This is a genomic window from Weizmannia sp. FSL W8-1119, assembly GCF_038008605.1.
In the GTDB taxonomy this organism is placed as follows: Bacteria; Bacillota; Bacilli; order Bacillales; family Bacillaceae_C; genus Weizmannia; species Weizmannia coagulans.
In genome coordinates this window covers 753,097-777,192 of record NZ_JBBOZL010000001.1, presented here as the reverse complement: position 1 = coordinate 777,192, position 24,096 = coordinate 753,097, and the positions used below count along the sequence as shown (strand labels likewise).

At 47.4% G+C, this 24,096-nt stretch carries 22 protein-coding genes; 2 read left to right on the top strand and 20 right to left on the bottom strand.

All coding sequences use genetic code 11. The features are described 5' to 3' along the window. Positions 1 to 139: 139 nt before the first annotated feature. The 17 genes from NSQ19_RS03590 to NSQ19_RS03510 all read right to left on the bottom strand — a co-directional run bounded on the left by NSQ19_RS03590 (position 140) and on the right by NSQ19_RS03510 (position 18,354). Entirely contained in the window at positions 140 to 1,132 is a 993-nt protein-coding gene (locus tag NSQ19_RS03590; RefSeq protein WP_061575689.1) for a glycosyltransferase family 2 protein, read from the bottom strand. Positions 1,133 to 1,394: 262 nt separating this feature from the next. Beyond that, positions 1,395 to 2,585 (bottom strand): CDP-glycerol glycerophosphotransferase family protein, encoded by a 1,191-nt coding sequence (locus NSQ19_RS03585; RefSeq protein WP_328229197.1) that lies wholly within the window; start codon positions 2,583 to 2,585, stop codon positions 1,395 to 1,397. Beyond that, positions 2,578 to 2,976, bottom strand: coding sequence for a glycerol-3-phosphate cytidylyltransferase (gene tagD, locus NSQ19_RS03580; protein ID WP_013858674.1), 399 nt, complete (start codon positions 2,974 to 2,976; stop codon positions 2,578 to 2,580). The genes NSQ19_RS03585 and tagD overlap by 8 nt, the downstream gene beginning before the upstream one ends. A 300-nt stretch (positions 2,977 to 3,276) precedes the next feature. After that, positions 3,277 to 6,141, bottom strand: a complete 2,865-nt coding sequence (uvrA, locus tag NSQ19_RS03575) for an excinuclease ABC subunit UvrA (protein WP_133535954.1) — start codon at positions 6,139 to 6,141, stop codon at positions 3,277 to 3,279. Continuing rightward, on the bottom strand, positions 6,128 to 8,128 hold the full coding sequence (gene uvrB / locus NSQ19_RS03570) for an excinuclease ABC subunit UvrB (RefSeq protein WP_013858672.1): 2,001 nt from the start codon (positions 8,126 to 8,128) through the stop codon (positions 6,128 to 6,130). The genes uvrA and uvrB overlap by 14 nt, the downstream gene beginning before the upstream one ends. Before the next feature lie 182 nt (positions 8,129 to 8,310). After that, positions 8,311 to 8,556: a DUF2164 domain-containing protein gene (locus NSQ19_RS03565; RefSeq protein WP_225620972.1), complete on the bottom strand. Its 246-nt coding sequence runs from the start codon at positions 8,554 to 8,556 to the stop codon at positions 8,311 to 8,313. Between the two features lie 14 nt (positions 8,557 to 8,570). Then, on the bottom strand, positions 8,571 to 8,816 hold the full coding sequence (locus tag NSQ19_RS03560; RefSeq protein WP_014095840.1) for a CsbA family protein: 246 nt from the start codon (positions 8,814 to 8,816) through the stop codon (positions 8,571 to 8,573). A gap of 86 nt (positions 8,817 to 8,902) precedes the next feature. Then, complete coding sequence (locus NSQ19_RS03555) at positions 8,903 to 9,547, bottom strand: HD domain-containing protein (RefSeq protein ID WP_237349038.1); 645 nt, start codon at positions 9,545 to 9,547, stop codon at positions 8,903 to 8,905. A 117-nt stretch (positions 9,548 to 9,664) separates the two neighbouring features. Beyond that, complete coding sequence (locus NSQ19_RS03550; RefSeq protein ID WP_118499038.1) at positions 9,665 to 9,994, bottom strand: EamA family transporter; 330 nt, start codon at positions 9,992 to 9,994, stop codon at positions 9,665 to 9,667. Continuing rightward, on the bottom strand, positions 9,984 to 10,337 hold the full coding sequence (locus NSQ19_RS03545) for an EamA family transporter (RefSeq protein WP_133535962.1): 354 nt from the start codon (positions 10,335 to 10,337) through the stop codon (positions 9,984 to 9,986). The genes NSQ19_RS03550 and NSQ19_RS03545 overlap by 11 nt, the downstream gene beginning before the upstream one ends. Further along, positions 10,330 to 12,144, bottom strand: a complete 1,815-nt coding sequence (locus NSQ19_RS03540; protein ID WP_340702399.1) for a DUF6020 family protein — start codon at positions 12,142 to 12,144, stop codon at positions 10,330 to 10,332. Before NSQ19_RS03540 ends, NSQ19_RS03545 begins: the two co-directional genes overlap by 8 nt. Next, positions 12,132 to 13,079 carry a glycosyltransferase family 2 protein gene (locus NSQ19_RS03535; protein ID WP_340702398.1) on the bottom strand — a complete coding sequence of 316 codons (948 nt, stop codon included), beginning with the start codon at positions 13,077 to 13,079 and terminating at the stop codon, positions 12,132 to 12,134. The genes NSQ19_RS03540 and NSQ19_RS03535 overlap by 13 nt, the downstream gene beginning before the upstream one ends. Before the next feature lie 305 nt (positions 13,080 to 13,384). Beyond that, positions 13,385 to 14,170, bottom strand: coding sequence for a phosphate ABC transporter ATP-binding protein PstB (gene pstB, locus NSQ19_RS03530; RefSeq protein WP_340702397.1), 786 nt, complete (start codon positions 14,168 to 14,170; stop codon positions 13,385 to 13,387). Positions 14,171 to 14,197: 27 nt separating this feature from the next. Next, entirely contained in the window at positions 14,198 to 15,031 is an 834-nt protein-coding gene (gene pstB, locus NSQ19_RS03525) for a phosphate ABC transporter ATP-binding protein PstB (protein ID WP_445684485.1), read from the bottom strand. Between the two features lie 281 nt (positions 15,032 to 15,312). Beyond that, complete coding sequence (gene pstA / locus NSQ19_RS03520; protein WP_340702396.1) at positions 15,313 to 16,197, bottom strand: phosphate ABC transporter permease PstA; 885 nt, start codon at positions 16,195 to 16,197, stop codon at positions 15,313 to 15,315. Then, positions 16,194 to 17,048 carry a phosphate ABC transporter permease subunit PstC gene (gene pstC, locus NSQ19_RS03515; protein ID WP_237342276.1) on the bottom strand — a complete coding sequence of 285 codons (855 nt, stop codon included), beginning with the start codon at positions 17,046 to 17,048 and terminating at the stop codon, positions 16,194 to 16,196. Before pstC ends, pstA begins: the two co-directional genes overlap by 4 nt. A gap of 418 nt (positions 17,049 to 17,466) precedes the next feature. Continuing rightward, a complete protein-coding gene (locus NSQ19_RS03510; protein ID WP_328013726.1) occupies positions 17,467 to 18,354 on the bottom strand; it encodes a phosphate ABC transporter substrate-binding protein PstS family protein in 888 nt (295 codons plus the stop codon). Between the two features lie 220 nt (positions 18,355 to 18,574). Between NSQ19_RS03510 and hemG the strand changes: the two genes are divergently transcribed. Further along, positions 18,575 to 19,987: a protoporphyrinogen oxidase gene (hemG, locus tag NSQ19_RS03505; RefSeq protein WP_340702395.1), complete on the top strand. Its 1,413-nt coding sequence runs from the start codon at positions 18,575 to 18,577 to the stop codon at positions 19,985 to 19,987. 625 nt (positions 19,988 to 20,612) lie between these two features. Here hemG and pnpS read toward each other — a convergent pair. The 3 genes from pnpS to NSQ19_RS03490 all read right to left on the bottom strand — a co-directional run bounded on the left by pnpS (position 20,613) and on the right by NSQ19_RS03490 (position 23,522). Then, positions 20,613 to 22,400, bottom strand: a complete 1,788-nt coding sequence (gene pnpS / locus NSQ19_RS03500) for a two-component system histidine kinase PnpS (RefSeq protein WP_328013729.1) — start codon at positions 22,398 to 22,400, stop codon at positions 20,613 to 20,615. 17 nt (positions 22,401 to 22,417) lie between these two features. Next, the gene (locus NSQ19_RS03495; protein ID WP_019721718.1) at positions 22,418 to 23,110 is read right to left on the bottom strand and encodes a response regulator transcription factor; all 693 of its coding nucleotides are present in this window, start codon (positions 23,108 to 23,110) and stop codon (positions 22,418 to 22,420) included. Positions 23,111 to 23,183: 73 nt separating this feature from the next. Next, positions 23,184 to 23,522: a DUF5316 domain-containing protein gene (locus tag NSQ19_RS03490; RefSeq protein ID WP_328013728.1), complete on the bottom strand. Its 339-nt coding sequence runs from the start codon at positions 23,520 to 23,522 to the stop codon at positions 23,184 to 23,186. 306 nt (positions 23,523 to 23,828) lie between these two features. Between NSQ19_RS03490 and NSQ19_RS03485 the strand changes: the two genes are divergently transcribed. After that, on the top strand, positions 23,829 to 24,065 hold the full coding sequence (locus tag NSQ19_RS03485; RefSeq protein WP_026104642.1) for an indolepyruvate ferredoxin oxidoreductase subunit alpha: 237 nt from the start codon (positions 23,829 to 23,831) through the stop codon (positions 24,063 to 24,065). The last annotated feature ends 31 nt before the right edge of the window (positions 24,066 to 24,096 follow it).

Here is a 24,096-nt window from a genome sequence, read left to right as displayed (position 1 = left end):
GCAAGCCCTAATTAAGCGCTGTATTTTTAGCATGGACGCCATCATATATTTTTAAATCATTCATTAGAAATCCATACCGCAACGAACGCGGCACCAGCGGAGGAATAAAAATGGACAAGCGCAAATTAAAAAAATAAATTCAATGATGGACCGGATATGAAGTTCCTACTTGCCTTTCTTTATACGTATTTTTTTCAATCGTATATCTTGGACGTCTTTTTGTTTCCTTGAATATTTTCCCAATATATTCCCCAATAATCCCGATCGCAAGCAGTTGGACACCTCCAACAAGCCAGACAGATAGCATAAGAGAAGTCCATCCGCTAATGGTATAAGAAAAAATCTTTGCGCATAATGTATAAATTGCAATCACTATCCCAACAAATACAAGAACAAACCCGAGAAACGTGACAAAACGCACAGGTGCGATACTGAAGGATGTAATCCCGTCAAATGCGAATGCCAGCATCTTTTTTAATGGATATTTTGACTCTCCTGCAAATCTTTCTTTACGATCATAGTAAACCTTTGCCGACTTAAACCCTAAAAGTGGTATGATACCTCTGATAAAAATATTCTCTTCCTGATACTTAACAAACTCATCCAAAGCTCTCTTGCTCAGAAGCCTGTAATCTGCATGGTTCGGAACCAGGTTTACGCCTAATTTCCCCATCAACTTGTAATAAAAAAGGGCTGTATTTCTTTTGAAAAAAGTGTCGGTGTCCCTTTTATCCCTTACTCCATATACAATTTCATAGCCTTCATTAAACTTGTCTATAAACATTTCGATAGCATCCACATCATCCTGCAAATCCGCATCGATGGAAATGACACAATCCGAAAAATCTCTCGCTGTCTCTAATCCTGCTATTAAGGCTCCCTGGTGGCCGAAATTTCGGCTTAACTTTAACCCTTGTACGTAAGAATTTATATCCGTCAATTTTTCAATAATCTCCCAAGTGCTATCCTTGCTTCCATCATCAACATAAAAAATCATACTTTTACTGCTTATTTTGTTTTTTACAACTAATTTATCCAATACTCTTGTTAATTCTTGTGTTGTTTTCTCAAGTACAAGCTCTTCGTTATAACAAGGAACCACAATTGTTAGCATCGGCAAATTATTACTCATACTTTACACTCCTATTAGTGAAGACAAAATTTCCAACTATATAATATGAAAGATACATTGCCTCTCTGTTGCCTATTGAGAAAAATAGTAAACATGCAAAAGCCATATTAAAAATATCAAAGATACTTTTATCTGGAAATTCCTGCCCTCTACGTAAAAAAATATAAACTCAGCCACATCCCGGCCTGAATTCCAGTTTAAACAGATATCCCAAACAGGTGAGCTCCGGCCATATTCGCCCGCTTCTCATACTCCCGCAAACTCACCCATACATTCTTCCCTTTTTTTCGTCCTGTTCACGCAAATACTGTACCAGATCGCGGCTGGAGTGGCCGGCAGAGTATGTATTCCAGGTTCTTGAGAATGCTTCTATACTTCCCGTATCAAAAGAACCAGTTTTAATCAAATCAATAATTTCTGCCGTCGTACAGGCAATCGGCCCGGGGACAAGCCGGTCATACGGTTCCCACAACCCCCGTGTAGCCTGATAGCTTTCCAGATCATACGGATAAAAGATCATCGGGCGGCCTAACAGGGAAAACTCAAAAGGGACAGAAGAATAATCCGTGATCAAATAATCTGTAACCAGCAATAATTCGTTGATGTTCATATCATGGGGGCAGTCCACCACAAAATCAGGATACTGCAGCAGCCCTGCCCCTTTGTTTACAGCCGGATGAAATTTCACCGCAAAAATATACTCATCCTTCAGTTCATCATAAAGCCGGCCCCAATCAAGCGGCACTTCAAACTGGTCCGGATGCGGGTCCCTGAAAGTCGGGGCATACAAGATCACTTTTTTCTTTTGAAAGGCAGGATACTGTTTGTACAGCTTCTTCTTTATGTCCCGGATCCTGTTTTGGTCAAAAAAAAGATCGGTCCGTGGTATGCCTGTGCAAAGAAAATTTTCAGGAGGAAGCCCGAAAGCCCTCATAAAAATATGCTTCATTTTTTCAGACCCCACCACTACCCGGTCAAAATGGGCATACACTTTTTTAAACCGCTTCAATGCACGCTTGCCCCTCGTGCGGATCGTTTTGTCTTCAAGGCCGAATGTTTTAACGGCCCCTGCTGCATGCCAGAGCTGGATGCATTCCACCCCTTTTTTAAACCGGGCGGCAGCCAGGAAACCATAATAGTTATCAACAATCACAAATTTCGATGTCGCAATGTTGTATAGGCTGCGGATAAAATGCTGCAAATTTTTCATTTCAAACAGAAATACCTTCTCTTGCCGGACGGTTTCCGCAACACGGCGATAGCAGGAAGAAGTACAAACGAACACTGTCTGAAAAGAAACGGGATGCTTTTTCAATTCCTCATACACATATAAACTGTTCTGCTCAAATGAGACGACAAATGTGATTTTCCTTTTTAAAGGAAAAATTTTACATAGTGTAAAAAGTACGCGAAAAAGCAGTAAGTATAAGGAAATGAACAGTTCCCTAACCATTTTTCACAGAAAAGAGGTCCTTCTTAATTTTTGACGTAGAGATGCCGACCGTCCGCGGCAGGTAAACCACTTCGCAATAATCCTTCAGGAAATCAAATTTGCCCTTCCAGTCATCGCCCATGACGAAAACATCGACATTGTATTTTTTGATATCGTCTATTTTTTGTTCCCAAGAATGTTCCGGAATGACCTGGTCAACGTAACGGATCGCTTCCAGAATTAATTTCCGGTTTTCATAGCTGTGGTACGATTTTTTATTTTTGATTTCGTTAAATTCATCCGATGAAAGGCCGACGATTAAATAGTCGCCTAATGCTCTTGCGCGTTTCAGTAAATTGATATGCCCCCAATGGAGAAGGTCAAATGTTCCGTATGTGATTACTTTTTTCATACAGTTCTCTCCCTGCTAAATGTAATAGGCAACATTCCTGCACAATGCGACACTTTTCATTATTTTTCCCTAATCTTTACTCATTATATGTCTATTTCAAGCAGAATTCAAATACTTCTTCAAGAAGCGGGCGCCGGGTTTTCCCCTATGTACAAGTGGCCCTCCCTCAAGCGGGGAGGAACGCCAACAGTTAGCACGCCGGTTTTCCGTTTAATAGAAAAAATTGCCAAAAGACTCCGTACAGCCCGCATTCTGTTATTCACCCGGCGGGGCAGGAGGCGAAAAAACGGTAAACATGCCTCAGCGCGCCAGTTTTTCTACTTCTTTTTCCATTCTTTCCCGGTCGCGTTCCAACACCGGCTTCAAATATTTTCCGGTGTAGGAGGTTGGATGTTCCGCGACTTTTTCCGGCGTGCCGGTGGCAACAACAGTTCCTCCGCCGTCCCCGCCTTCCGGGCCGAGGTCAATGATATAGTCGGCGGTTTTGATGACATCGAGGTTATGCTCGATCACAAGCACCGTATCGCCGTTTTCCACCAGCCGCTGCAACACATCGAGAAGTTTGGCAATATCATGGACGTGAAGGCCGGTTGTCGGTTCATCCAAAATATAGAAAGATCGCCCGGTCGAACGCCGGTGCAGTTCGGATGCGAGTTTCACGCGCTGCGCTTCGCCGCCAGACAGAGTTGTAGCCGGCTGCCCGAGCTTGACGTAACCAAGGCCGACATCCGCAATGGTCTGCAGTTTCCGCCTGATTTTCGGAATGTTTTCGAAAAAGGAGATCGCATCTTCCACCGTCATATCGAGTACATCAGCAATATTTTTGCCTTTGTATTGGACTTCGAGCGTTTCGCGGTTGTACCGTTTGCCGTGGCACACTTCACACGGTACGTACACATCCGGCAAAAAGTGCATTTCAATTTTGATAATCCCGTCGCCGTGGCAGGCTTCACACCGGCCACCCTTAACGTTAAAGCTGAACCGCCCCTTTTTATAGCCGCGGATTTTTGCTTCGTTCGTGGAAGCAAACACGTCGCGGATATCATCGAACACGCCGGTATAGGTCGCCGGGTTGGACCGCGGCGTCCTGCCGATCGGGGACTGGTCGATGTCAATGACTTTGTCGAGATGTTCAATACCCTTGATTTCTTTGTAAGCGCCCGGTTTTGCTTTTGCACGCTGCAATTTTTGGGCAAGCGCCTTATGCAAAATTTCATTGACAAGCGTGCTCTTTCCGGAGCCGGAGACGCCGGTTACGGCAATAAACAGGCCGAGCGGGAATTTTACATTGATGTTTTTTAAATTATTTTCTTTCGCGCCCCTGATTTCAACAAAACGGCCGTCCCCTTTCCGCCGTTCAGGCGGGAGCGGGATAAATTTCTTTCCGGATAAATACTGGCCGGTGAGTGAATCCGGATTTTTCATCACCTCGCGCGGCGTGCCGGCAGCAACAACCTTTCCGCCATGGACGCCTGCTCCCGGGCCGATGTCAATCAAGTAGTCTGCGGCAAGCATGGTATCTTCGTCGTGTTCGACCACGATGAGCGTGTTGCCGATATCGGCCATTTGCCTGAGCGTTGCAATCAGACGGTCATTGTCGCGCTGATGGAGGCCGATCGACGGTTCATCAAGAATGTATAAAACGCCTGTAAGCCTCGATCCGATCTGCGTCGCAAGCCGGATGCGCTGGGCTTCGCCGCCGGAGAGCGTGCCGGCAGAACGGCTCAGCGTCAAATAATCGAGGCCGACATTGACGAGGAAACCGAGCCGGGATTCGATTTCGCGCAGGATCAGCCGGGCGATCGCCTGCTCTTTTTCCGTCAATTCGAGATGGGCAAAAAAGGAGCGGGCTTCCGCAATCGAGTAATCCGTCACTTCACTGATATGTTTCCCGCCCACTTTCACAGCAAGGCTTTCCGGTTTCAGGCGGTAGCCTTTGCATTTCGGGCATGGCTGCTGGGCCATATATCTTTCCATCTGCTCGCGCGTAAAGTCGGAACTGGTTTCGCGGTAACGGCGTTCAATATTGTTCAGTACGCCTTCGAATTGGATCATATTGTCACGCACCTGGCCGAAATCATTTTCATAATGGAAATAAATCCGTTCGTTGCCGGATCCGTATAAAATAATCTCCATCTGATGCTTCGGCAAATCTTTGACAGGCGTGTCCATGTCAATGCCAAAATGCGCGCACACCGCTTTTAAGAGCTGCGGATAATATTGTGAGCTGATCGGTTCCCACGGAGCGATCGCGCCTTCATTGAGCGTAAGCGAGGCGTCCGGAATGACAAGGCTTGGATCCACTTCAAGCTTTGCACCTAGCCCGTCACATTCCGGGCAGGCGCCGAACGGGCTGTTGAACGAAAACATGCGCGGTTCCAGTTTATCGATGGAAAAGCCGCAGATCGGGCAAGCAAGATGCTCGCTGAACAGCAGTTCCTCTTCCCCGATCACATCAATTACCACGCGCCCGTCCGCCAATTTCAGCGCGGTTTCAAGCGAATCAGCCAGGCGGGGCTCAATTCCGTCTTTTATGACAATGCGGTCAACAACGATATCAATGGAATGTTTTTTGTTTTTGTCCAGCTCAATTTCTTCGCCGAGGTCGAGCATTTCCCCGTCAATGCGGACGCGGACGAAACCCTGTTTCTTAATATCATCCAGCAGTTTTACATGCCGGCCTTTTTTCCCCGATACCACCGGGGCAAGCACCTGGAGCCGTGTCCGTTCTGGGTATGCCATGATCCGGTCCACCATTTGTTCGACCGTCTGCGATGCAATTTCAATGCCGTGGTTCGGGCAGATCGGGTGGCCGATGCGGGCATACAGAAGCCGCAAATAATCATAAATTTCCGTCACCGTCCCGACGGTGGAACGCGGATTGCGGCTCGTTGTCTTCTGGTCGATGGAGATTGCCGGGGAAAGGCCTTCAATCGCATCCACATCCGGCTTGTCCATCTGCCCTAAAAATTGCCGAGCATAAGCGGACAGCGATTCAACATAGCGCCGCTGCCCTTCCGCATAAATCGTATCGAATGCGAGCGAAGATTTCCCGGACCCGGACAAACCCGTCAGCACAACAAGCTGGTCCCGCGGCAAGGTTACATCAATATTTTTTAAGTTATGGACGCGGGCCCCTTTTACTTCAATTTTATCTAATACCATTGTGGTCGTCACCTGCTTTCAGTTCTAAAAGGGCATCACGGTACCGGGCGGCCTGCTCGAAGTCAAGCGCTTTTGCCGCTTCTTTCATCTTTTCTTCCAGTTCTGCAATCATCCGTATGCGCTCTTCTTTTGTCAGCGGCTTTTTCGTTTCTTCCGCTTCATACGGCGCTGCATCTTCCGCCGCATAGGTCGCGTGGATCGTATCGCGGATATCTTTCTGGATCGTTTTCGGCGTGATGCCATGTTTTTTGTTATAGGCTTCCTGGACGGCACGGCGCCGTTTCGTTTCGCTGATCGCTTTTTCCATCGAATCCGTGATTCTGTCGGCGTACATGATCACTTTGCCGTTTGCATTCCGAGCGGCGCGGCCGATCGTCTGGATCAGCGAGCGTTCGGAACGCAGGAAGCCTTCCTTATCGGCATCGAGAATGGCAACAAGCGACACTTCCGGGATGTCCAGCCCTTCCCGGAGCAGGTTGATGCCGACGATACAATCATATTTGCCGAGACGGAGGTCGCGGATAATTTCAATCCGTTCAAGCGTTTTTACTTCAGAGTGGAGATACTGGACTTTAATGCCCACTTCTTTCAAGTAGTCCGTCAAATCTTCCGCCATTTTTTTCGTCAGTGTCGTGACAAGCACGCGCTCATTTTTCTCAATTCTGTCCTGGATTTCCCCGAGCAGGTCGTCGATTTGCCCTTCGATCGGCCGCACCTCAATTTCCGGATCCAAAAGGCCTGTCGGGCGGATAATTTGTTCCACCATTTTCGGCGTATGCTCGAGTTCATACGGCCCCGGCGTAGCGGATACGCAAATCATTTGCGAAATATGTTTTTCAAATTCCTCAAACCGGAGCGGCCGGTTGTCAAGCGCGGACGGCAGCCGGAACCCGTGGTCGACGAGCACCTGCTTGCGCGCCTGGTCCCCATTAAACATTCCCCTGATTTGCGGGAGCGTAACATGGGATTCGTCAATGACGAGCAGAAAATCTTTCGGGAAATAGTCCAGAAGCGTATACGGCGTCGAACCGGGCGGGCGCAGCGCCAAATGGCGGGAATAGTTTTCAATCCCGGAACAAAAGCCCATTTCCCGCATCATTTCCAGATCATAGCGCGTCCGCTGTTCGAGCCGTTGCGCTTCGAGCAGTTTGCCGTTATCGCGGAGCTCTTTCAGCCGTTCTTCGAGTTCCGCTTCAATATTCCGGATCGCAATCTGCAGTTTCTCATTGCGCGTAACGAAGTGGGAAGCCGGGAAAATCGCGACATGGTCGCGGTCACCGATAATCTCGCCGGTCAGTGCGTCGACTTCGCGGATCCGGTCAATTTCGTCACCGAAAAACTCGACACGAATGCAGTGTTCATCGCGCGAAGCCGGGAAAATTTCGACGACATCGCCGCGCACACGGAACGTCCCGCGTTGGAAGTCAATATCATTGCGGGCATACTGGATATCGACAAGCCGCCGCAACAACTGGTTCCGCTCGATTTCCATCCCGGTCCGGAGCGAGACGACAAGCTCGCGGTATTCTTCCGGCGAACCTAAGCCGTAAATGCAGGAGACGCTCGCAATAATAATGACATCATTGCGCTCAAACAGGGCAGACGTTGCCGAGTGCCGCAGTTTGTCAATTTCATCGTTAATGCTTGCATCTTTTTCAATATACGTATCGGTTTGCGGCACGTACGCTTCCGGCTGGTAATAATCGTAATAACTGACGAAATACTCTACTGCATTGTTCGGGAAAAATTCCTTAAACTCGCTGTACAATTGCCCTGCCAGCGTTTTGTTGTGGGCAATGACAAGCGTCGGCTTATTCACTTCTTTAATCACATTCGAAACCGTAAACGTTTTTCCCGTTCCGGTTGCCCCGAGCAATGTCTGAATCTTTTTGCCTGCACGGATGCCGTCCACAAGCTGGCGGATCGCTTCCGGCTGGTCCCCCTCCGGCTTGTATTTCGAAACAAGTTCAAAAGCATGCTGTTCCATCCATGAGCCTCCTTAAACCGGCATCATCTATTTCAACCTTAAAAGGCCGTTCTTCGTCTTTCAGTCTTTTTATTTTAACATAAATCCTGCCCCGTCTCCAACAAAAAGCGAACAAGTTTTCTATCTTTCCATAAGAAAGAACGGTAAGGATTTTCCCTACCGCTTTCAGGAACGGATGGCCGTTATTTCACCGGGATTTCCAGGGCGTACCATTCTTCTTCAAGACGTGCATTTTGCCCTTCCCATATTTTCTTCGCATCCTCAATTCCCTTATTATAGTAGTGTGCCGCAAGCTTTTCCTGAAAAAAGTCAAAATACGCCTGTGCGGCAATCACGCCGATTTCTTCACCTGTCTGTTCCCAGACAAATTGCTGTATTTCCCGCAGAACCCGCTGCTTTTCCGCAGGGTCCATTTTGAATCCGGTCATGGGCGCCTCCGCCTTCATTTTTTCATTCCTTTTTTCATCTTTGCCTTCCGTATCATTGTATTAGCAAAATAAAACCCGATTGTCAATGAAGCTGCATCCACGATATATACCGGCCACGTGCGCGTATAGCCTTTATAAACGGAAGCGACAATGAGCGCAACCGTCAGTATCAGCCCAATCACTTGGTTAAACGTAACCCGCGAAAAAAAGATGACGAGAAAGCATGGAAAAACAGCGGCTACCACCAATTGAACGATCATCCTCACCCCACTCCAAGCCCTTACTTCTGCTATCCCTATTTTTTAACATTCCACCCGAAAATACAAGAAAAATCATTGAAAATGAATTATCTTTTGAATTCATTTTCAATGATTTCATCTGTAATGCCGCGCAACTGGCTCCGTTCGATAAATCGTTCTGCGAGCAGATCAGGCAAAATGGACGTTAAAAAGTATTGGACAGATGCAAGCCCCGAAAACCGCAAAATGGTCCGCAGCGATTCCTCGTAAATTTCCAGAAACAGCGGCTCCGGATTGCCTTTTTGGATTTCCCCGAAAGATTCATACAAAAGATCGACTTTGTCGGAAACGGATAATATTTTTCCTTCCAGCGTATCGTCCTTGCCTTCTTTGAACAAATCAAAATAAATTTCCCGGTATTCTTCCGGAAATACGCCGTTGATAAAGTTTTTCGTCATTTCTTCCTCGACCTGTTTGAACAACTTATGCAGCTCTTTTGAAGAATATTTGACCGGCGTTTTGATGTCGCCTGTAAACAGTTCCGGATAATCATGATTCAGCGCCTTTTGGTAGAGCGCGCGCCAGTCCACTTTATTGCCGGCTTTCTCTTCCACATGGCCGAAAAACTGGGCGATTTTTGCCACTTTAAAAGAATGGGCTGCCACCGAGTGTTCTTGGAATTTAAACTTGCCCGGGCAGCGGTAAATTTTTTCCAGGTCAGACAAACTTTTAAAATATTGATGAACCCCCATCCTACTTCCCTCCTTGCTGTCCGATTTTCTTTTCTCTATAGGATCGGGACTGGTTCTTTGATATTTCCACTATTCTAGAAAAAAATAAACCCAGCGTCAAGCAACTGGATTTAAAATCTACATGGTAAGGAAAAATGCCCCTATAATGACGAGCAGAATCCCGAACCATTTTCTCCTGTTCATTTTTTCCGACAAAAAAAGGGAAGAGAGGATCAAGGTCCAAATATATGTAATCGAGGTTAAAGGATACACAATCGTATACGGCATCATCTTCAGCAACTGAATATTCAGCAATGCTCCTAATACATAGAAAACACCGCCAATACCTAGATTCACAATGAAAAATCCGCTCAGCTTCAATCCTCTGGAAGTGCATTTTTTGAAAAAGAAGCCCCCCAATGACCCTAACAGCGTCATGCATAGAAGAAGTACAAGTTTAATCAGCATCCCCGCCCCCTATCAGCGTTGCCCCTGCAAAAATGATGCAAGTGCCGATGATTTTGAAAGGCGTCATATGTTCTCCCAAAAAAATGCTCCCCAGGAAAAGGGAAAAAATATACCCCATACTTAAAAGCGGGTGAAGGACAGAAAGATCCCCGAAACGAAACGCAACTATCATCAGCAATGCGCCGCAAAAATAGAGAAAGAAGCCGGTCACAAAGTATGCATCCAAAAAATGCCCGGACATTTTCCACAGCATCTGTCCGACAGAGGTGGAAAATGCCGCAAGCACAATCAGCAAAATGCCCGTTTTATTTTTACGGATCGATTGAAAAATAGAATTACCCATGGCTATCACGCTTTCTGCTTGTTAATGTGGCAAGGAAGAAAAACGGCACCGCCAGCAAAAAGTTCGGAAAAAAGTAGCGGATGTCCTGGGCCGGAATCGCCGCGAACATGGAACCGAGATTTAAAAACATCGGAACCGCCGCGATTACAAGCCGCCAGTTTCCTTTTAAAATGGTGGTAAACAAAAACAAAAGGATGAGATACAAATAGAACGCAGGCATCAAAAGCACACGGAGAATCCCATGCGAAAACCGCTGGTTGATTTGCGTAATCCACGACGAAAGCGTCTTATTCGCCAGATCCGATCCATAATCTTTATAGTAAAACCATTTATAATGGACATGATATTTTTGCACATTCTTTTGTGTCATAAAATAAACGGGACGGTACTTCTCAAAATCCTTGTTCCGGAAAATCGGGCGGCGCAAATCTTCGTCGGGAATATACAGTTTCCATGAAAGCTTTTCCTGATCGTAAAAAGCTTCCAAAGCAAGCTTAGGATTTTGCCGGCATAGCGCGAACCACGTACTGAAAAAGGCTTTTTTATGGGATTTAATATACGCACGGTCAAAGTGCGGCCTAAACTTTATCATATCAACATCTGTCGGATGATAGTATTTTTTCCAGTCCGGAATTGGCATCACCTGGTTGATCACGGCTCTTTGCGCAGGCGTTATATGCCCGTTTTCCTTCAAAATCCTTCCAATCTGCTGGTAAGGAATGGAGTAAGATTCCGTTTCATCAGCCGGAAACACTTTATAATGCTTGTAAACCGGGCCTGTCACAACCAGAAACGTGATGACCGCAAGCGCGAAAACGCCATACATATACAAATACCGTTTTCGCAGGGAAAAAAGAAAAATGACAATCGTTGCAAGCAGCACCGGCCAGCCGTTATGCCGGTAAAAAATGACACCGCAAACGGAAAAGTACAGAAACAGCAAATGGGGGAACGACCGCAGCCATTTGCCGTTCGAATCAATGATCTGGATCAGCATGACCGTAAACGCCAGCAGAAAGTAACTGAACAACGTATCTTTCCAAATCACGACAGAATAAAGCGGGATAAGCGGCAAAAAGCAGAAAAACGCATATCCCAGCCATAAAACCGGCTTTTTGACCCTTAATTTTTCAAATGCATAAAAGACATATCCGGTAATCAGCGCTGCCAGAACGAACTGGAAAATCACATAAGAGGCAGGCGTATCCCATATTTGGGCCGCCAGCTTGATCATCCATGTCATCACAACAGGGTGCCAGTCATTGTAAAAAGTGGAGTGCGCCTGCTGCCACTGATTGACAGAATCAGCCATTAAAATGCCCGGATAAAAAGCCCAGAAGTACAGAAGGGAAATCAATAAAGGCAGGATTGAAAAATAAAGAATATGCCTCCTGGGAACATCCCCTTCTGCCCGGCTCTCTGTTAAAGCATACAGTATTTTGATCGCCAGCAGCATGGCAAACAGTAAAAACAAAACAGTTGCAAGATAAATAAGGCAGTTTATCAAAAAGGGCTGGTGCGCCAGATGCTGCTGCGGCCCTTTTAAGGCAAATGTGACAATGACCGAGAGTACAAGAGAAAAAAGAAAAGAAGCCCATTTCAAAGGGCGCTTCATCCAGCCAATATTCCAAAAAATGGCACCGTATGCCAGAAAGCTACCGGCCAGCGCGAAAAAAACCGGATACCAGCCGGGCACGCTTTTAAAGGAATAAGAAAAAAGCAGAAAACCGAGCCCTGCTAGGATGCCAATCACGAAACTAAGTACCGCATGCATGGTCTTTTGATGTCCAAACATTACCTGCTCCATTCCTTTTCTCTTTTTAATTCTTCGTAAACGGTGTGAAGCTCCATTTCATATTGCTTACGGGAGTGGCTGACAACCGTATCCAGAATGAGCGCACTGGCAAAAGAAAGCATGGCCATCAGGACAAGGCCGACTGCCAGTATCGCTGACGGTACTTTTGTAATGTAATGGGTGTGAAAAAATTCCACAATAACCGGCACGCCCACTACGAGCCCGAGAATAAGCAAAATGACTGCCCAAAACGAAAAAAACAACATCGGTTTGTAATCTTTAAAAAGCGTAAAAATCGTTTTGATGACCTTCACGCCGTCAGAAAAAGTGTTGAGTTTTGACTCGCTCCCTTCCGGACGGTCGCGGTAATCAATGGGAATTTCTTTGATTTTAAATCCCTTATCGAGCGAATGGATGCTCATCTCTGTTTCAATTTCAAAACCTTTGCTTACCACAGGAAAAGAACGTACAAATAAGCGGTTAAATGCACGGTATCCCGTCATAATATCTTGGATATTGCTTTTGTAAAGTTTGTTGATTAAGTTTCTTACCAAATTGTTTCCCAGGTTATGAAAAGCTCGTTTATTTTCTTTTTCGTAAGTGCCGTTTGACAGCCTGTCCCCAATGGTCATATCGGCTTCGCCTGTTTTTAAAGGCTCTAACAATTGATGTACAAATTCAGCAGGATACGTATCATCCCCGTCTACCATTACATAATAATCTGCATCAATTTCAAAGAACATGGCTCTTACGACATTGCCTTTTCCCTGGCGCGGTTCTTTTTTTACAATGGCCCCGTTTTCCCGGGCAATTTCATATGTACGATCCGTTGAATTATTATCATAAACATATATGTCCGCATCAGGCAATTCTCTCTTAAAGTCCCGGATCACCTTTGCAATCGTCAGTTCTTCGTTATAACAAGGAACCAAGACGGCTGTTTTCATTGCTGCTCCTCCAAATCATTACTGATTTTATCATTCGCCATACAGTACTGAACTATTATAGCACGAAGAGAAATTGTAGTGAAAGAGTGTTTCAGGATTTTCCCGGATTTCCCGAGACATTTTTTCCCACTTTGCTGCCATGGTTCCTCCGCTCATCGGGCACGCGAAAAGAACACGTTTCATTAACGTGCTTTTTTGCGCATTTCAGGATCAAGAAAACAGAAATGCCCGCAGCACGGCTGCCCTCTCAGCTGAACTTGAATGAGAAATGTGGCTTTCCTTCACCTTTTAAGCGGCGGAAAGGATTAGCCGAACCGCCCTGAAATATAGTCTTCTGTCTGCTTCGATGCCGGATTCGTAAACATTTTGGTTGTTTCAGCGAATTCCACCACCCTGCCATTCAAAAAGAAAGCGGTATGTCCGGACACGCGCATCGCCTGCTGCATATTATGGGTGACGATGATGATGGTGTATTGCGCTTTCAACTTGAGGATCAATTCCTCAATTTTGGCTGCCGATACCGGATCAAGCGCCGATGCCGGTTCGTCCATTAAAATAATGCCCGGTTCAACAGCAAGCACCCTTGCGAGCACAAGCCTTTGCTGCTGCCCGCCGGAAAGCCCCGCGGCAGACGTATGAAGGCGGTCTTTCACCTCATCCCACAGCGCAGCCTGAATCAAACATTTTTCTACGATTTCATCAAGCACATGCCGGTTTTTAATGCCGTGGATGCGCGGTCCGTACGCGACATTATCGTAAATGGACATTGGAAACGGATTCGGGCGTTGGAAGACCATGCCGGCATTTTTTCTTAATTGGACAACATCCGTTTTCGGCGCATAAATATTTTCGCCTCCAATCGTAATATGGCCTTCCATTCGGAAACCGGGGATGTTGTCATTCATCCGGTTCAACGTGCGCAAAAACGTGGATTTTCCGCATCCAGACGGGCCGATCAGTGCTGTCACATGCTTTTCCGGAAATGCCAGATTAATATCATAAAGGGCCTGGAAGTTTTTATAAAACACATTTACATGCTCGGCACGGATAGCCGTTTGGTTGTCTGCCCGTTTTTCCAATACTGTTGCCATTTTGCATATCTCCTTTCCCACCAAGATTTAGCCAAAAAAGCCGGATAAGTAATCCCTTGTTTGTTGGTTTTCCGGTTTGGTAAACATTTTCGCCGTGTCCCCCGCTTCGATCAGCGCGCCCATGAAAAAGAAGGCGGTCTTGTCAGAAATGCGGGCGGCCTGCTGCAAATTGTGCGTGACAATGGCAACGGTATAATCTTTTTTCAGTTCGAGTATCAGTTCCTCAATTTTACCGGTTGAGACCGGATCGAGCGCCGATGCTGGTTCATCAAGAAGCAGGACATCCGGGTTCATGGCGAGCGCCCTTGCGATACAGAGCCGCTGCTGTTGGCCGCCTGACAGGGCAAGCGCGGACGTATGCAGGCGATCCTTCACTTCATCCCATAATGCAGCTTTTTTTAAGCTTTCTTCGACAATTTCTTCCAGCCATGCTTTTTTCTTCACGCCATGGTGCTTCGGGCCAAACGCGACATTTTCAAAAACCGATTTTGCGAACGGATTCGGGCGCTGGAACACCATGCCGATATGCTTTCGGATTTCAAAAACATCCGCGCACGAAAGGGTGATGTCGGCTCCTTTATAAAAAATCCCGCCGGACATCCTGCAGCCCGCAATTTCATCATTCATGCGGTTCAAGCTCCGCAAAAAGGTCGATTTTCCGCATCCGGACGGGCCGATTAATGCCGTCACCTGATGTTCGGGAAACGCGAGGCTAACATTTTGGATCGCCGCTTTTTCCCCGTAAAAAACACTTAAATTTTTTGTTTCGATGATAATGTGCTGTGCTTCCGGCATCTGCCCGGGAATTTCAACCGCGGGTAGCACCATTTTTTCATTCCGTACCAGCATCGATACTGCCATGGGGCATTCCTCCTTTTATTGTGAAATCAGTAAGGGTCCGTTTTTTTCTTGTTAAAGTGAAGCGCGCGCAAGAACGGGCTTGATACAAACGCCTGCCCTGTTTCCGGGCACCCTTATTTACCCGGTTGTGATCATTCCCGCTGAAAATAAAGTATAAAAAAGCTAGATATGGTGCCAAATAGACGCGGATCCCGTGCACCCTCATTCATCCGGTTGTGAAGCTGTTGCAAATGCACCGATTTAAAGCAGACATGGCGCGTTTCCAGATGGATACGGCGCCTTCATTGCGAAGTCATCCGGTTATGGAGCCATTTGCCGACAAACCTTGCTGAAAAATTAAAGATGAGCACAAACAGGATCAGCACTGCGGACGCGCCGCTTGATACGGACGCGGCATCCGGCATGAGGCCTTCCCCGTTGATTTTCCAAATGTGCACGGCCAATGTTTCAGCCGGGCGGAGCGGGTTCAGCGGAGAGTTCATGCTGAACGGGTTCCAGTTTGAAAAATCAAGATTTGGCGAGCTCATGCCTGCTGTATAAATAAGGGCTGCCGCTTCGCCGAAAACGCGCCCGGAGGCCAAAATAATCCCGGTGATGATCCCCGGCAACGCAGCCGGAAGCAGCACCGATTGAATCGTTTCCCATCTTGACACTCCAAGTGCAAGGCCTGCTTCCCTTTGCGCCGGCGAAATGGCACGAAGCGAATCTTCCACGACCCGGACCAGCAGCGGCAAATTGAAAAGCGCCAATGCAAACGCGCCGGACAAAATCGAAAATCCCCAGCCCATCGACAGGACAAAGAATAGAAAACCAAACAGCCCGACCACAATAGACGGCAGCGAAGACAACACTTCAATCGCCGTCCGGAGCAAATCCGTCAGCCGGTTTTTCCGTGCATATTCTGCCATATAAATGCCTGCGCCAAGTGCGATTGGCATGCTGATCGCCATTGTCAGCACGAGTAAATAAAAGGAATTGAACAACTGCGGCCCGATTCCCCCGCCTTCTTTAAATGTTTGGGGAGGGGATGAAATGAATGACCAACTGATATGCGGCAGCCCTTTTACAAGAATGTATCCGACGAGCCCCGCAAGAATGGCGACGATAAACACGGCAATGAAGTATAGAACGGATGTTGCGATACGGTCTGCTATTTTTGCTTTCATGCTGCTTCCCTCCTGCGGCCGATAAAACGGACGATGATGATGAAAACGAGCGACATGAGGAGCAAAACGAGCGCCAGCGTCCAGAGCGCGTTATTTTCCACGCTTCCCATCACGGTATTGCCCATGCCCATCGTTAAAATGCTTGTTAAAGTGGATGCCGGCTCGAGCAATGAACGGGGCATCACCGTTGCGTTGCCAATTACCATCTGCACCGCGAGCGCTTCACCGAATGCCCGGGCCATCCCGAAAATAACAGCCGTTAACAGGCCCGGCCGCGCCGTCCGCAGCACTACTTTGTAAGTCGTTTGCCAGCGCGTCGCCCCAAGCGCAAGCGAGGCTTCCCGGAGCGAATCGGGTACAGCGCGGATGGCATCCACCGACAAACTCATCACAGTCGGCAAAATCATGACCGCAAGCACAATGGTTCCTGCCGCAATGCCAAAGCCGCTTCCTGATACATGTTCACGAAGAAACGGGACGACGACGCTTAATCCAATAAATCCATAAACAACCGACGGAATGCCGACAAGCAATTCAATGACCGGCTGCAACATTTTTTGCCCCCGTTTAGCGGAAATTTCTGTCATAAATACAGCTCCGCCGATTGCAAGCGGCGCACAAATGATAGCGGCAAGAAATGTTACGGCAAAGGAACCGGTTATCATCGGCAAAGCGCCCGCAACTGGGGTCCCGGCAGCATCCTTTTTGCCCGGGTTCCAGTCTTTTCCTGTGAAAAATTCAATGACACTGGCGTGATGTTCAAAGAAAAGGGCAAGCCCTTTTGATGCGACAAAAATAAAAATCGATGCGGCAACAACCGCCATCAAAGCAATGCAAATCAGCGTCATCATTTTCCCGCGCCGTTCTATTTTGATTTTCGAACGCGGTTTTGCTTGATTTTTGACAACCTGTTCTGTCCATTTGAGTGCATTTTCACTCACGTTGTTCTATCCCCTTCCGGTTAGGTTTCTAAAAACGGGCAAGATTGCCGCTTTAGTTTCCGGATAAAATTTCTGCTCTGCAGGCCTTTCCGGGTGCAGTTTTCAAAAGCAGGCAAGACCGGCAACGTTGATTTTCGAACGCATTTCTGCTTTGCGGGCGGCCTGCGCTGCCTGCTCGACTGCTTGTTCGTTCACGTTGTTTTATTCTTTACGGTTGCAATTTTCAAAACAGGCAAGATTTCGGCAACTTTGGAAATCGTATCGTCCAGGCGATCATTCTGCTGCTTGCGCAGTTCGCAGCCCCGCAAAGTTTTAAGTGCGTGCCGCTTTATTTTGTTGTCACGTTTCCGCCGGCATCCCGTTCAACTTGCATTTCAGAAATAGGCATATACCCGAGTTTTGGAACGAGGTTTTTTTGTACTTCATCAGAAAGCATGTAATCAATAAATTTTTTCGTTAAGCCCGTTGCCTTTCCTTTTGTATACATATGTTCGTAAGCCCAGATTTTCCATTTATTTGTTTTGACATTCTCTTCCGCCGGTTCAACACCGTCCACTTTTAAAGCTTTGACTTTATTGTTTATATAAGAGAATGCGAGATAGCTGATAGCCCCTGGTGTTTCGTTGACAATTTTTTGCACGGTACCCGAAGAGTCCTGTTCCTGCGCTTTCACTGCAGTAGCGCCGTCTAAAGCCTGTTTTTCAAAGACGGCCCGTGTGCCGGATCCTTCTGCACGGTTAATCACAACGATTTTCAGGTCTTTTCCGCCGACTTCTTTCCAGTTTTTAATTTTGCCGGTGAAGATGCCGATCAGCTGCTGTTTTGTCAGGTTATCAACGCCGATGTCCTGATTTGCAACCGGCGCAAACCCGACAACGGCAACTTTATGGTCTGTAATCTTGCTTGCATCAATGCCGTCTTTTTCCTCGGCAAAAACGTCAGAATTCCCGATTTGGACAGCGCCTTCCGCAACTTTGCTCAATCCGGTTCCGCTGCCGCCGCCCTGTACGTTAATGGTTGCGCCCGGATGATCATTCATATATTGTGCCGCGGCTTCCTGCACGAGCGGCTGGAGCGCGGTGGAACCGACTGCCGTAATGCTTTCCTGTTTTGTGCCGTTGCCGGATGTTGCCGTCCCTTTTGCATTCCCGCACCCGGCAGCAATCACCGCGAAAATCGTTAATAAGCCAAATAGCGCTGCAAACTTTTTCTTCATTTTTTTGCCCCCTGTTTTTTATTGGTTTGCTCCTTGCTCCTTTAAAGATAATCGTGCGGTATTAAGCAGATATGAATGGAATGTTAAGAGTTTGTAAAGATGATAGAACCAGGTGTAAGATTTTAAAGAGTGATTGTCACATTTTAGGCAAAAACATTAAAAATAGAAGAAACCGGTTTGTTTATAATAGAGGTAACAGAGACTGAACGGAGGTATAAAATTGAAATCGGTCGTGATTATTGGCGGGGGCATTACGGGTCTTACCACATTGTACGAGCTTCATAAACAGATCCAGAAAACAGGTGCACAGGCAACCTTAGCCCTTGTGGAAGAAAATCCGGAAGCCGGCGGAAAGCTCTGTACCGTCCGGAAAGAGGGCTTTATTATGGAAACGGGGGCGGATTCAATCGTTGCCCGCAAAAAAGGGGTAGCCAGCTTTTTGAAAGAACTCGGGCTTGAAAACCGGATCCGCCACAATGCTACCGGCATCTCGTATCTTTACCGGGAAGACGGGTTAAAACCGATTCCGGCAGAGGCAGTGTTTGGCATTCCGGCAAGTTTGGATGCGCTTTTTGGCAGCGAACTTGTTTCAACAAAAGGGAAGCTGGCAGCGCTGAAAGATTTGTTTACGAAAAACCATTCTTTTACAAAAGACAGTTCGGTCGGGGAATTTTTGGAGGCTTTTTTCGGCAAAGAACTGGTGAAAAAACAAATTGCGCCGGTGCTGTCCGGCGTTTACTCCGGCAATTTGTATGAACTGACATTGGCAACAACGATGCCGTTTCTTGTCGATTATAAAAACCAGTATGGCAGCATCATGAAAGGTTTGTCCGAACATAAGCAAACTTTCTTGTCTCCTGAGAAGAAAAAATTTGTATCGTTTAAAAACGGTTTGGCCGAACTGGCTGGCCGGCTCGAGGAAAAGGCAGCGGGCGCTGACATCATAAAAGGGGTAAAAGCAGATGTGCTTGAACGGCACGAAAAAGGCTATACTGTTGTATTGTCGGACGGGCGCAGGCTTGAAGCAGATGTGGTGGTGCTTGCCGTACCGCATGCTGCAGCGAAGAAACTGCTTGCGGACCCTGCGTTGGATGAGGAATGGGGGCAATTTAAGGCCGCTTCGGTGATCACCGTTTATCTTGGTTTTGACGTGCCGGATGCAGTCTTGCCGAAAGACGGGACGGGCTTTATTGTTTCCGGCGGAAGCGGGCTCGCTTGCAATGCCTGCACATGGACAAGCCGGAAATGGCCGCACACGTCGAAAAACGGGCGCCTGCTGTTGCGCTTGTTTTATAAAGACGCGGATGCCGCACTGTTTAACCGGCTGAATGCTATGGATCAGGAGGGGCTGATTGAAACGGCGCTTAAAGATGTCCGGCAGGCGCTCGGGATCAGTGCACAGCCGGTGGCAGCGGAAGTGACAAAATGGCTGGGCAAGATGCCGAAGTACGATTTGCACCACCGTCAGAGGGTAGAAGCGCTAACCAAAAAGCTATCAGCAAGCGACCCGGACGTGGTGCTCGCCGGTTGCTCTTACTACGGCGTCGGCATCGCCGATTGCATCGTGAATGGAAAAGAAACGGCGGGAAAGGTAATGGAAAAACTAAGGGAGCAGGGCAGTTTAAATGTGTAAATCATGTATTGCCGAATGGACAAAATTTGCAGTTCGCCCCCTTTTGTCCTTCATTCCGCTTATGAAGGACATTTCGGCTCGCAGTTCGCCTCCTTTTGTCTTTCATCCCGCTTATGAAGGACATTTCTGACTGCAGTTCGCCTCCTTTTGTCTTTCATCCCGGTTATGAAGGACATTTCAACCTGCAGTTCGCCCCTTTTTGTCCTTCATCCCGGTTATGAAGGACATTTCAACCTGCAGTTCGCCCCCTTTTGTCCTTCATTCCGCTTATGAAGGACATTTCTGACTGCAGTTCGCCTCCTTTTGTCTTTCATCCCGGTTATGAAGGACATTTCGGCCTGCGGTTCCCCCCTTTTTGTCCTTCATCCCGGTTATGAAGGACATTTCAACCTGCAGTTCGCCTCCTTTTGTCTTTCATCCCGCTTATGAAGGACATTTCTGACTGCAGTTCGCCTCCTTTTGTCTTTCATCCCGCTTATGAAGGACATTTCGGCCTGCGGTTCGCCTCCTTTTGTCTTTCATCCCGCTTATGAAGGACATTTCGGACCGCAGCTCTTGCTTTTTTGTCTTTCATCCCGCTTATGAACACCTCCCATATCCGCAAAAAGCAACAGGCCGGGCGCTTTTAAACAGCGTCCGGCCTGGTTTGCGTCCGTGGCAGGGTGACTATAAAGGTGCTGCCTTTTCCTTCCTCGCTTTCCACTCGGATCTTGCCATGGTACGATTCAACAAGATGCTTAACGATTGCAAGGCCGAGCCCGGTGCCGCCGGACTGCCTTGACCGGGCTTTATCGACCCGGTAAAACCGTTCAAAGATGCGCGGCAAATCCTTTTCAGAAATGCCAATGCCTGTATCGCTTACGATCAAGTCCAGTTCATTTTCCCTTTCGATCAGGCTGATTTCAATCCTGCCTTTATCCGGCGTATAGGCAATCGCGTTCGTTACCAAATTCAACAGGATTTGGCGGAGACGGTCTTTGTCTGCTTCCATCATGACATGCTGCTTTTGTGGCAGGACAAGTTCCAGCTGTTTCTTTTCTATTCTCTTCCGCATCGTTTGGGCGGTCTCTGTAATCACATCGACCACATTGAGCTGTTCCATTTTCAACGGAATGCGGTGCTGCTCGATCCTGGACAAATCGAGAATGTCGGAAATGAGCCGGTGCAGCCGGTCGGACTCGTCATAAATGATCTTTAAAAATTCCCTGAGTGTCGCTTCATCATACATGGCACCGTCTAGTAACGTTTCCGCAAACCCTTTGACAGAGGTGACGGGCGTTTTCAATTCATGGGAGACATTTGCAACAAATTCGCTGCGGATTTGCTCAAGCCGCCTCGTTTCTGTTACATCATGCAGGACCGCGACAACGCCGCGCAGCTCTCCGCTCTCCCCGACATACGGCGCAATATGGGCATCGAGAATGCGCTCTTTCGGGTAATAAAGATGGACCTCGTCCCGAAACCGTTCACCCGTTTTTAATGAACGGTCGATCAGCTGGCTGAGCCCGAAACTTTTTCCCGCTTCAATATGGCGCTTTCCAATCAATTCGCCGGACGACAAACCCGTCATTTCCTCCATTGCCCGGTTCACAAGCATGATCCGCCCCGATGTCTGAATAAGCATAACCCCGCTGTCCATATTTTCCAATACGGCGGTCAGCTGCTGCTCGTTTTCATCAATCTCGTCCATTTGCTGCTTTAAGTTATGGGCAAGATTATTAATGGCTTTTGCCAGCTGCTGCAATTCCCCGCTTGCATTTACATGGACGCGGCTGTCATAATCTTTTTCAATAAGGCGGTTGCTGACCTCAATGCTTGCTTCAATCGGGCGCGTGAATTTCCGCGCCAGCACATAGCTGATCCAGCCGGAAATGAGGAAGGCCACTGCCATCGCAAGCCCGAGGCTAAACCACAGTCCTTTAAGCACGGCATCAATCCGGTCAAGCGCAATCGAGGTCCGGATCACTGCGGTGACTTTCCCGTTTTCTTTTACCGGGTTTGCGACATACATCATATTGTACCCGAGCGTATGGCTTGAGCGGATGGACTCGCCGCTTGCTTTATGCTGCGTTATCACCTGCCTGAATTCCGGCCGGTTTGCGTGATTTTCCATTTTTGCCGGATCATCGTCCGAATCTGCGAGCACTTTCCCGTTTGTATCGATTATGGTAATACGCGGTTCGTGGTTGGAATAATAATGTCGAACTTTTTTTTGCAGTATATCCGGCTTGCCTTTTAACGTTTGCGGGCGGATCGTTTTCATCAGCAGATCTGCATCCTGGGAAAGCTGCGTGCGCGCCATGTCCATATATGTATGTTGAATCATATCGGCAACGAAAAAGCCGATGGCCAGCAATACGGCAGCCAAAATCGATAAAAATGCAATAAAAATGCGGATCCATAATTTATTCATCGCAAAGCCCTTTCCCGCTACATCACTTCCATTTTATAGCCAAAACCCCTGACTGTTTTAATATATTGCGGCTGTTTCGTATCTTCTTCCATTTTTTCGCGGAGGTGGCTGATGTGCACGTCGACGATTCTTGTATCGCCCGCAAAATCGAAATTCCAAACGGCAGCCAGCAGCTGGTCGCGGCTTAGCACTTTCCCGGCGTGATTTGCCAAATACAATAGCAGTTCAAATTCTTTCGGGGTCAGCTCCAGTTTTTTCTCTTTAAAATAGGCTTCGAATTGTTCCGGTAAAATGCGCAGATCGCCCACTTTAATCGCATCAGCGGTTTCTTCTTCTGTTTTTGTTTCTGCCCGCCGCAGGATCGCTTTCACGCGGGCCACCACTTCCCGCGGGCTGAACGGTTTTGTAATATAGTCGTCTGCCCCGAGTTCAAGGCCGAGAATTTTATCCAGTTCATCGCTTTTGGCTGTCAGCATTAAAATGGGCGTATTGATTTTCCCAAGCCGCAGCTGCTTGCAAACGTCCATGCCGTCCATGCCCGGAAGCATCAGATCGAGAATAATGACATCAAGTTTTTCTCTCCTCGCTGTATCATATCCCTCGTTTCCGTCACTGGCAGTCAGCACTTCAAAACCGGCTTGCTCGAGATTGAATTTTAAAAGGGTCACAATGGATGGTTCATCATCCACAACCAAAATTTTTTTAGCCATCTGTTATAGCCCCGCTCCCCGACTTGTTTTTCTTCATTGTATCGTGCCTGCTTTTCCATTGTAAAGCCGGATTTCAAGCATTCCGCGCGCGACCGGAAAATATGTAAATGTTAAGCGTACATTTGGATGAGAAATACTGCCAGAACGGCAATAAGATTCGGCAATCCGAACAGGAAAAAAGCATCGTCAGGCTGAATCTTGATTGGTGATGTTCTTTTGTTTCAGAAAAATAGTTAGCCCGTGTCTCCATGCCGCCCACAAACGCCCCCATCGTGATGCCGGAGAAAACAATCCCAATTGCTGCCGCTATCCCGCAGATCCAATAGGTTTTTGAAAAATCCTTGGTAAACAGCCCTGCAATGATGCCAGCCGCAGCAATGATCATTCCGGTTATAACAGCATATGCCTTCAATTTTTGCCCCCTCCTTTTCTTTATTGTTATATTCAGCTTTCATCGTAAAATATCCTGCTTTTAAGACCCCTCTTGTTGCGCTTTTTTCCGCAATATGCCGGTATGCAGAGACTTTTGATTGAAAGATTCGTACCATTTTGTTATATTAAAAATGATCGTTAAAGGATAAAGCATGGGACGCCCGGCTTCGAATATTGCGTATTATCACCCTGCCAGCCCGGGGATGTCCGGCTGGCAAAATGGATGGATATAAACGCAACGCTAGACGGATAATGATTAACATATAGGAAAAAGGTGATCTGGAAAATGGCATTTGTAATTACCCAACCGTGCATCGGCGAAAAAGCGGCCGAATGCGTGGATGTATGCCCCGTGGATTGTATTGCCGAGGGGGAAGACCAGTACTTTATCGACCCGGATATTTGCATCGATTGCGGCGCTTGCCAGGCAGTTTGTCCGGTAGAAGCCATCTATCATGAAGAAGAACTGGAAGAAGAGGATATGGCCTTCCTGGAAAAAGCCCGCAAATTTTATTCAGAGTAAAAATAACCCCCGCACCATATGCGGGGGTTAT

Bases quoted from the DNA above. Each gene is read 5' to 3' on its own strand.
- NSQ19_RS03590 (WP_061575689.1), bottom strand. From the start codon at position 1,132: ATGAGTAATAATTTGCCGATGCTAACAATTGTGGTTCCTTGTTATAAC.
- NSQ19_RS03585 (WP_328229197.1), bottom strand. From the start codon at position 2,585: ATGGTTAGGGAACTGTTCATTTCCTTATACTTACTGCTTTTTCGCGTA.
- tagD (WP_013858674.1), bottom strand. From the start codon at position 2,976: ATGAAAAAAGTAATCACATACGGAACATTTGACCTTCTCCATTGGGGG.
- uvrA (WP_133535954.1), bottom strand. From the start codon at position 6,141: ATGGTATTAGATAAAATTGAAGTAAAAGGGGCCCGCGTCCATAACTTA.
- uvrB (WP_013858672.1), bottom strand. From the start codon at position 8,128: ATGGAACAGCATGCTTTTGAACTTGTTTCGAAATACAAGCCGGAGGGG.
- NSQ19_RS03565 (WP_225620972.1), bottom strand. From the start codon at position 8,556: ATGACCGGATTCAAAATGGACCCTGCGGAAAAGCAGCGGGTTCTGCGG.
- NSQ19_RS03560 (WP_014095840.1), bottom strand. From the start codon at position 8,816: ATGATCGTTCAATTGGTGGTAGCCGCTGTTTTTCCATGCTTTCTCGTC.
- NSQ19_RS03555 (WP_237349038.1), bottom strand. From the start codon at position 9,547: ATGGGGGTTCATCAATATTTTAAAAGTTTGTCTGACCTGGAAAAAATT.
- NSQ19_RS03550 (WP_118499038.1), bottom strand. From the start codon at position 9,994: ATGCTGATTAAACTTGTACTTCTTCTATGCATGACGCTGTTAGGGTCA.
- NSQ19_RS03545 (WP_133535962.1), bottom strand. From the start codon at position 10,337: ATGGGTAATTCTATTTTTCAATCGATCCGTAAAAATAAAACGGGCATT.
- NSQ19_RS03540 (WP_340702399.1), bottom strand. From the start codon at position 12,144: ATGGAGCAGGTAATGTTTGGACATCAAAAGACCATGCATGCGGTACTT.
- NSQ19_RS03535 (WP_340702398.1), bottom strand. From the start codon at position 13,079: ATGAAAACAGCCGTCTTGGTTCCTTGTTATAACGAAGAACTGACGATT.
- pstB (WP_340702397.1), bottom strand. From the start codon at position 14,170: ATGGCAACAGTATTGGAAAAACGGGCAGACAACCAAACGGCTATCCGT.
- pstB (WP_445684485.1), bottom strand. From the start codon at position 15,031: ATGGCAGTATCGATGCTGGTACGGAATGAAAAAATGGTGCTACCCGCG.
- pstA (WP_340702396.1), bottom strand. From the start codon at position 16,197: ATGAAAGCAAAAATAGCAGACCGTATCGCAACATCCGTTCTATACTTC.
- pstC (WP_237342276.1), bottom strand. From the start codon at position 17,048: ATGATGACGCTGATTTGCATTGCTTTGATGGCGGTTGTTGCCGCATCG.
- NSQ19_RS03510 (WP_328013726.1), bottom strand. From the start codon at position 18,354: ATGAAGAAAAAGTTTGCAGCGCTATTTGGCTTATTAACGATTTTCGCG.
- pnpS (WP_328013729.1), bottom strand. From the start codon at position 22,400: ATGAATAAATTATGGATCCGCATTTTTATTGCATTTTTATCGATTTTG.
- NSQ19_RS03495 (WP_019721718.1), bottom strand. From the start codon at position 23,110: ATGGCTAAAAAAATTTTGGTTGTGGATGATGAACCATCCATTGTGACC.
- NSQ19_RS03485 (WP_026104642.1), top strand. From the start codon at position 23,829: ATGGCATTTGTAATTACCCAACCGTGCATCGGCGAAAAAGCGGCCGAA.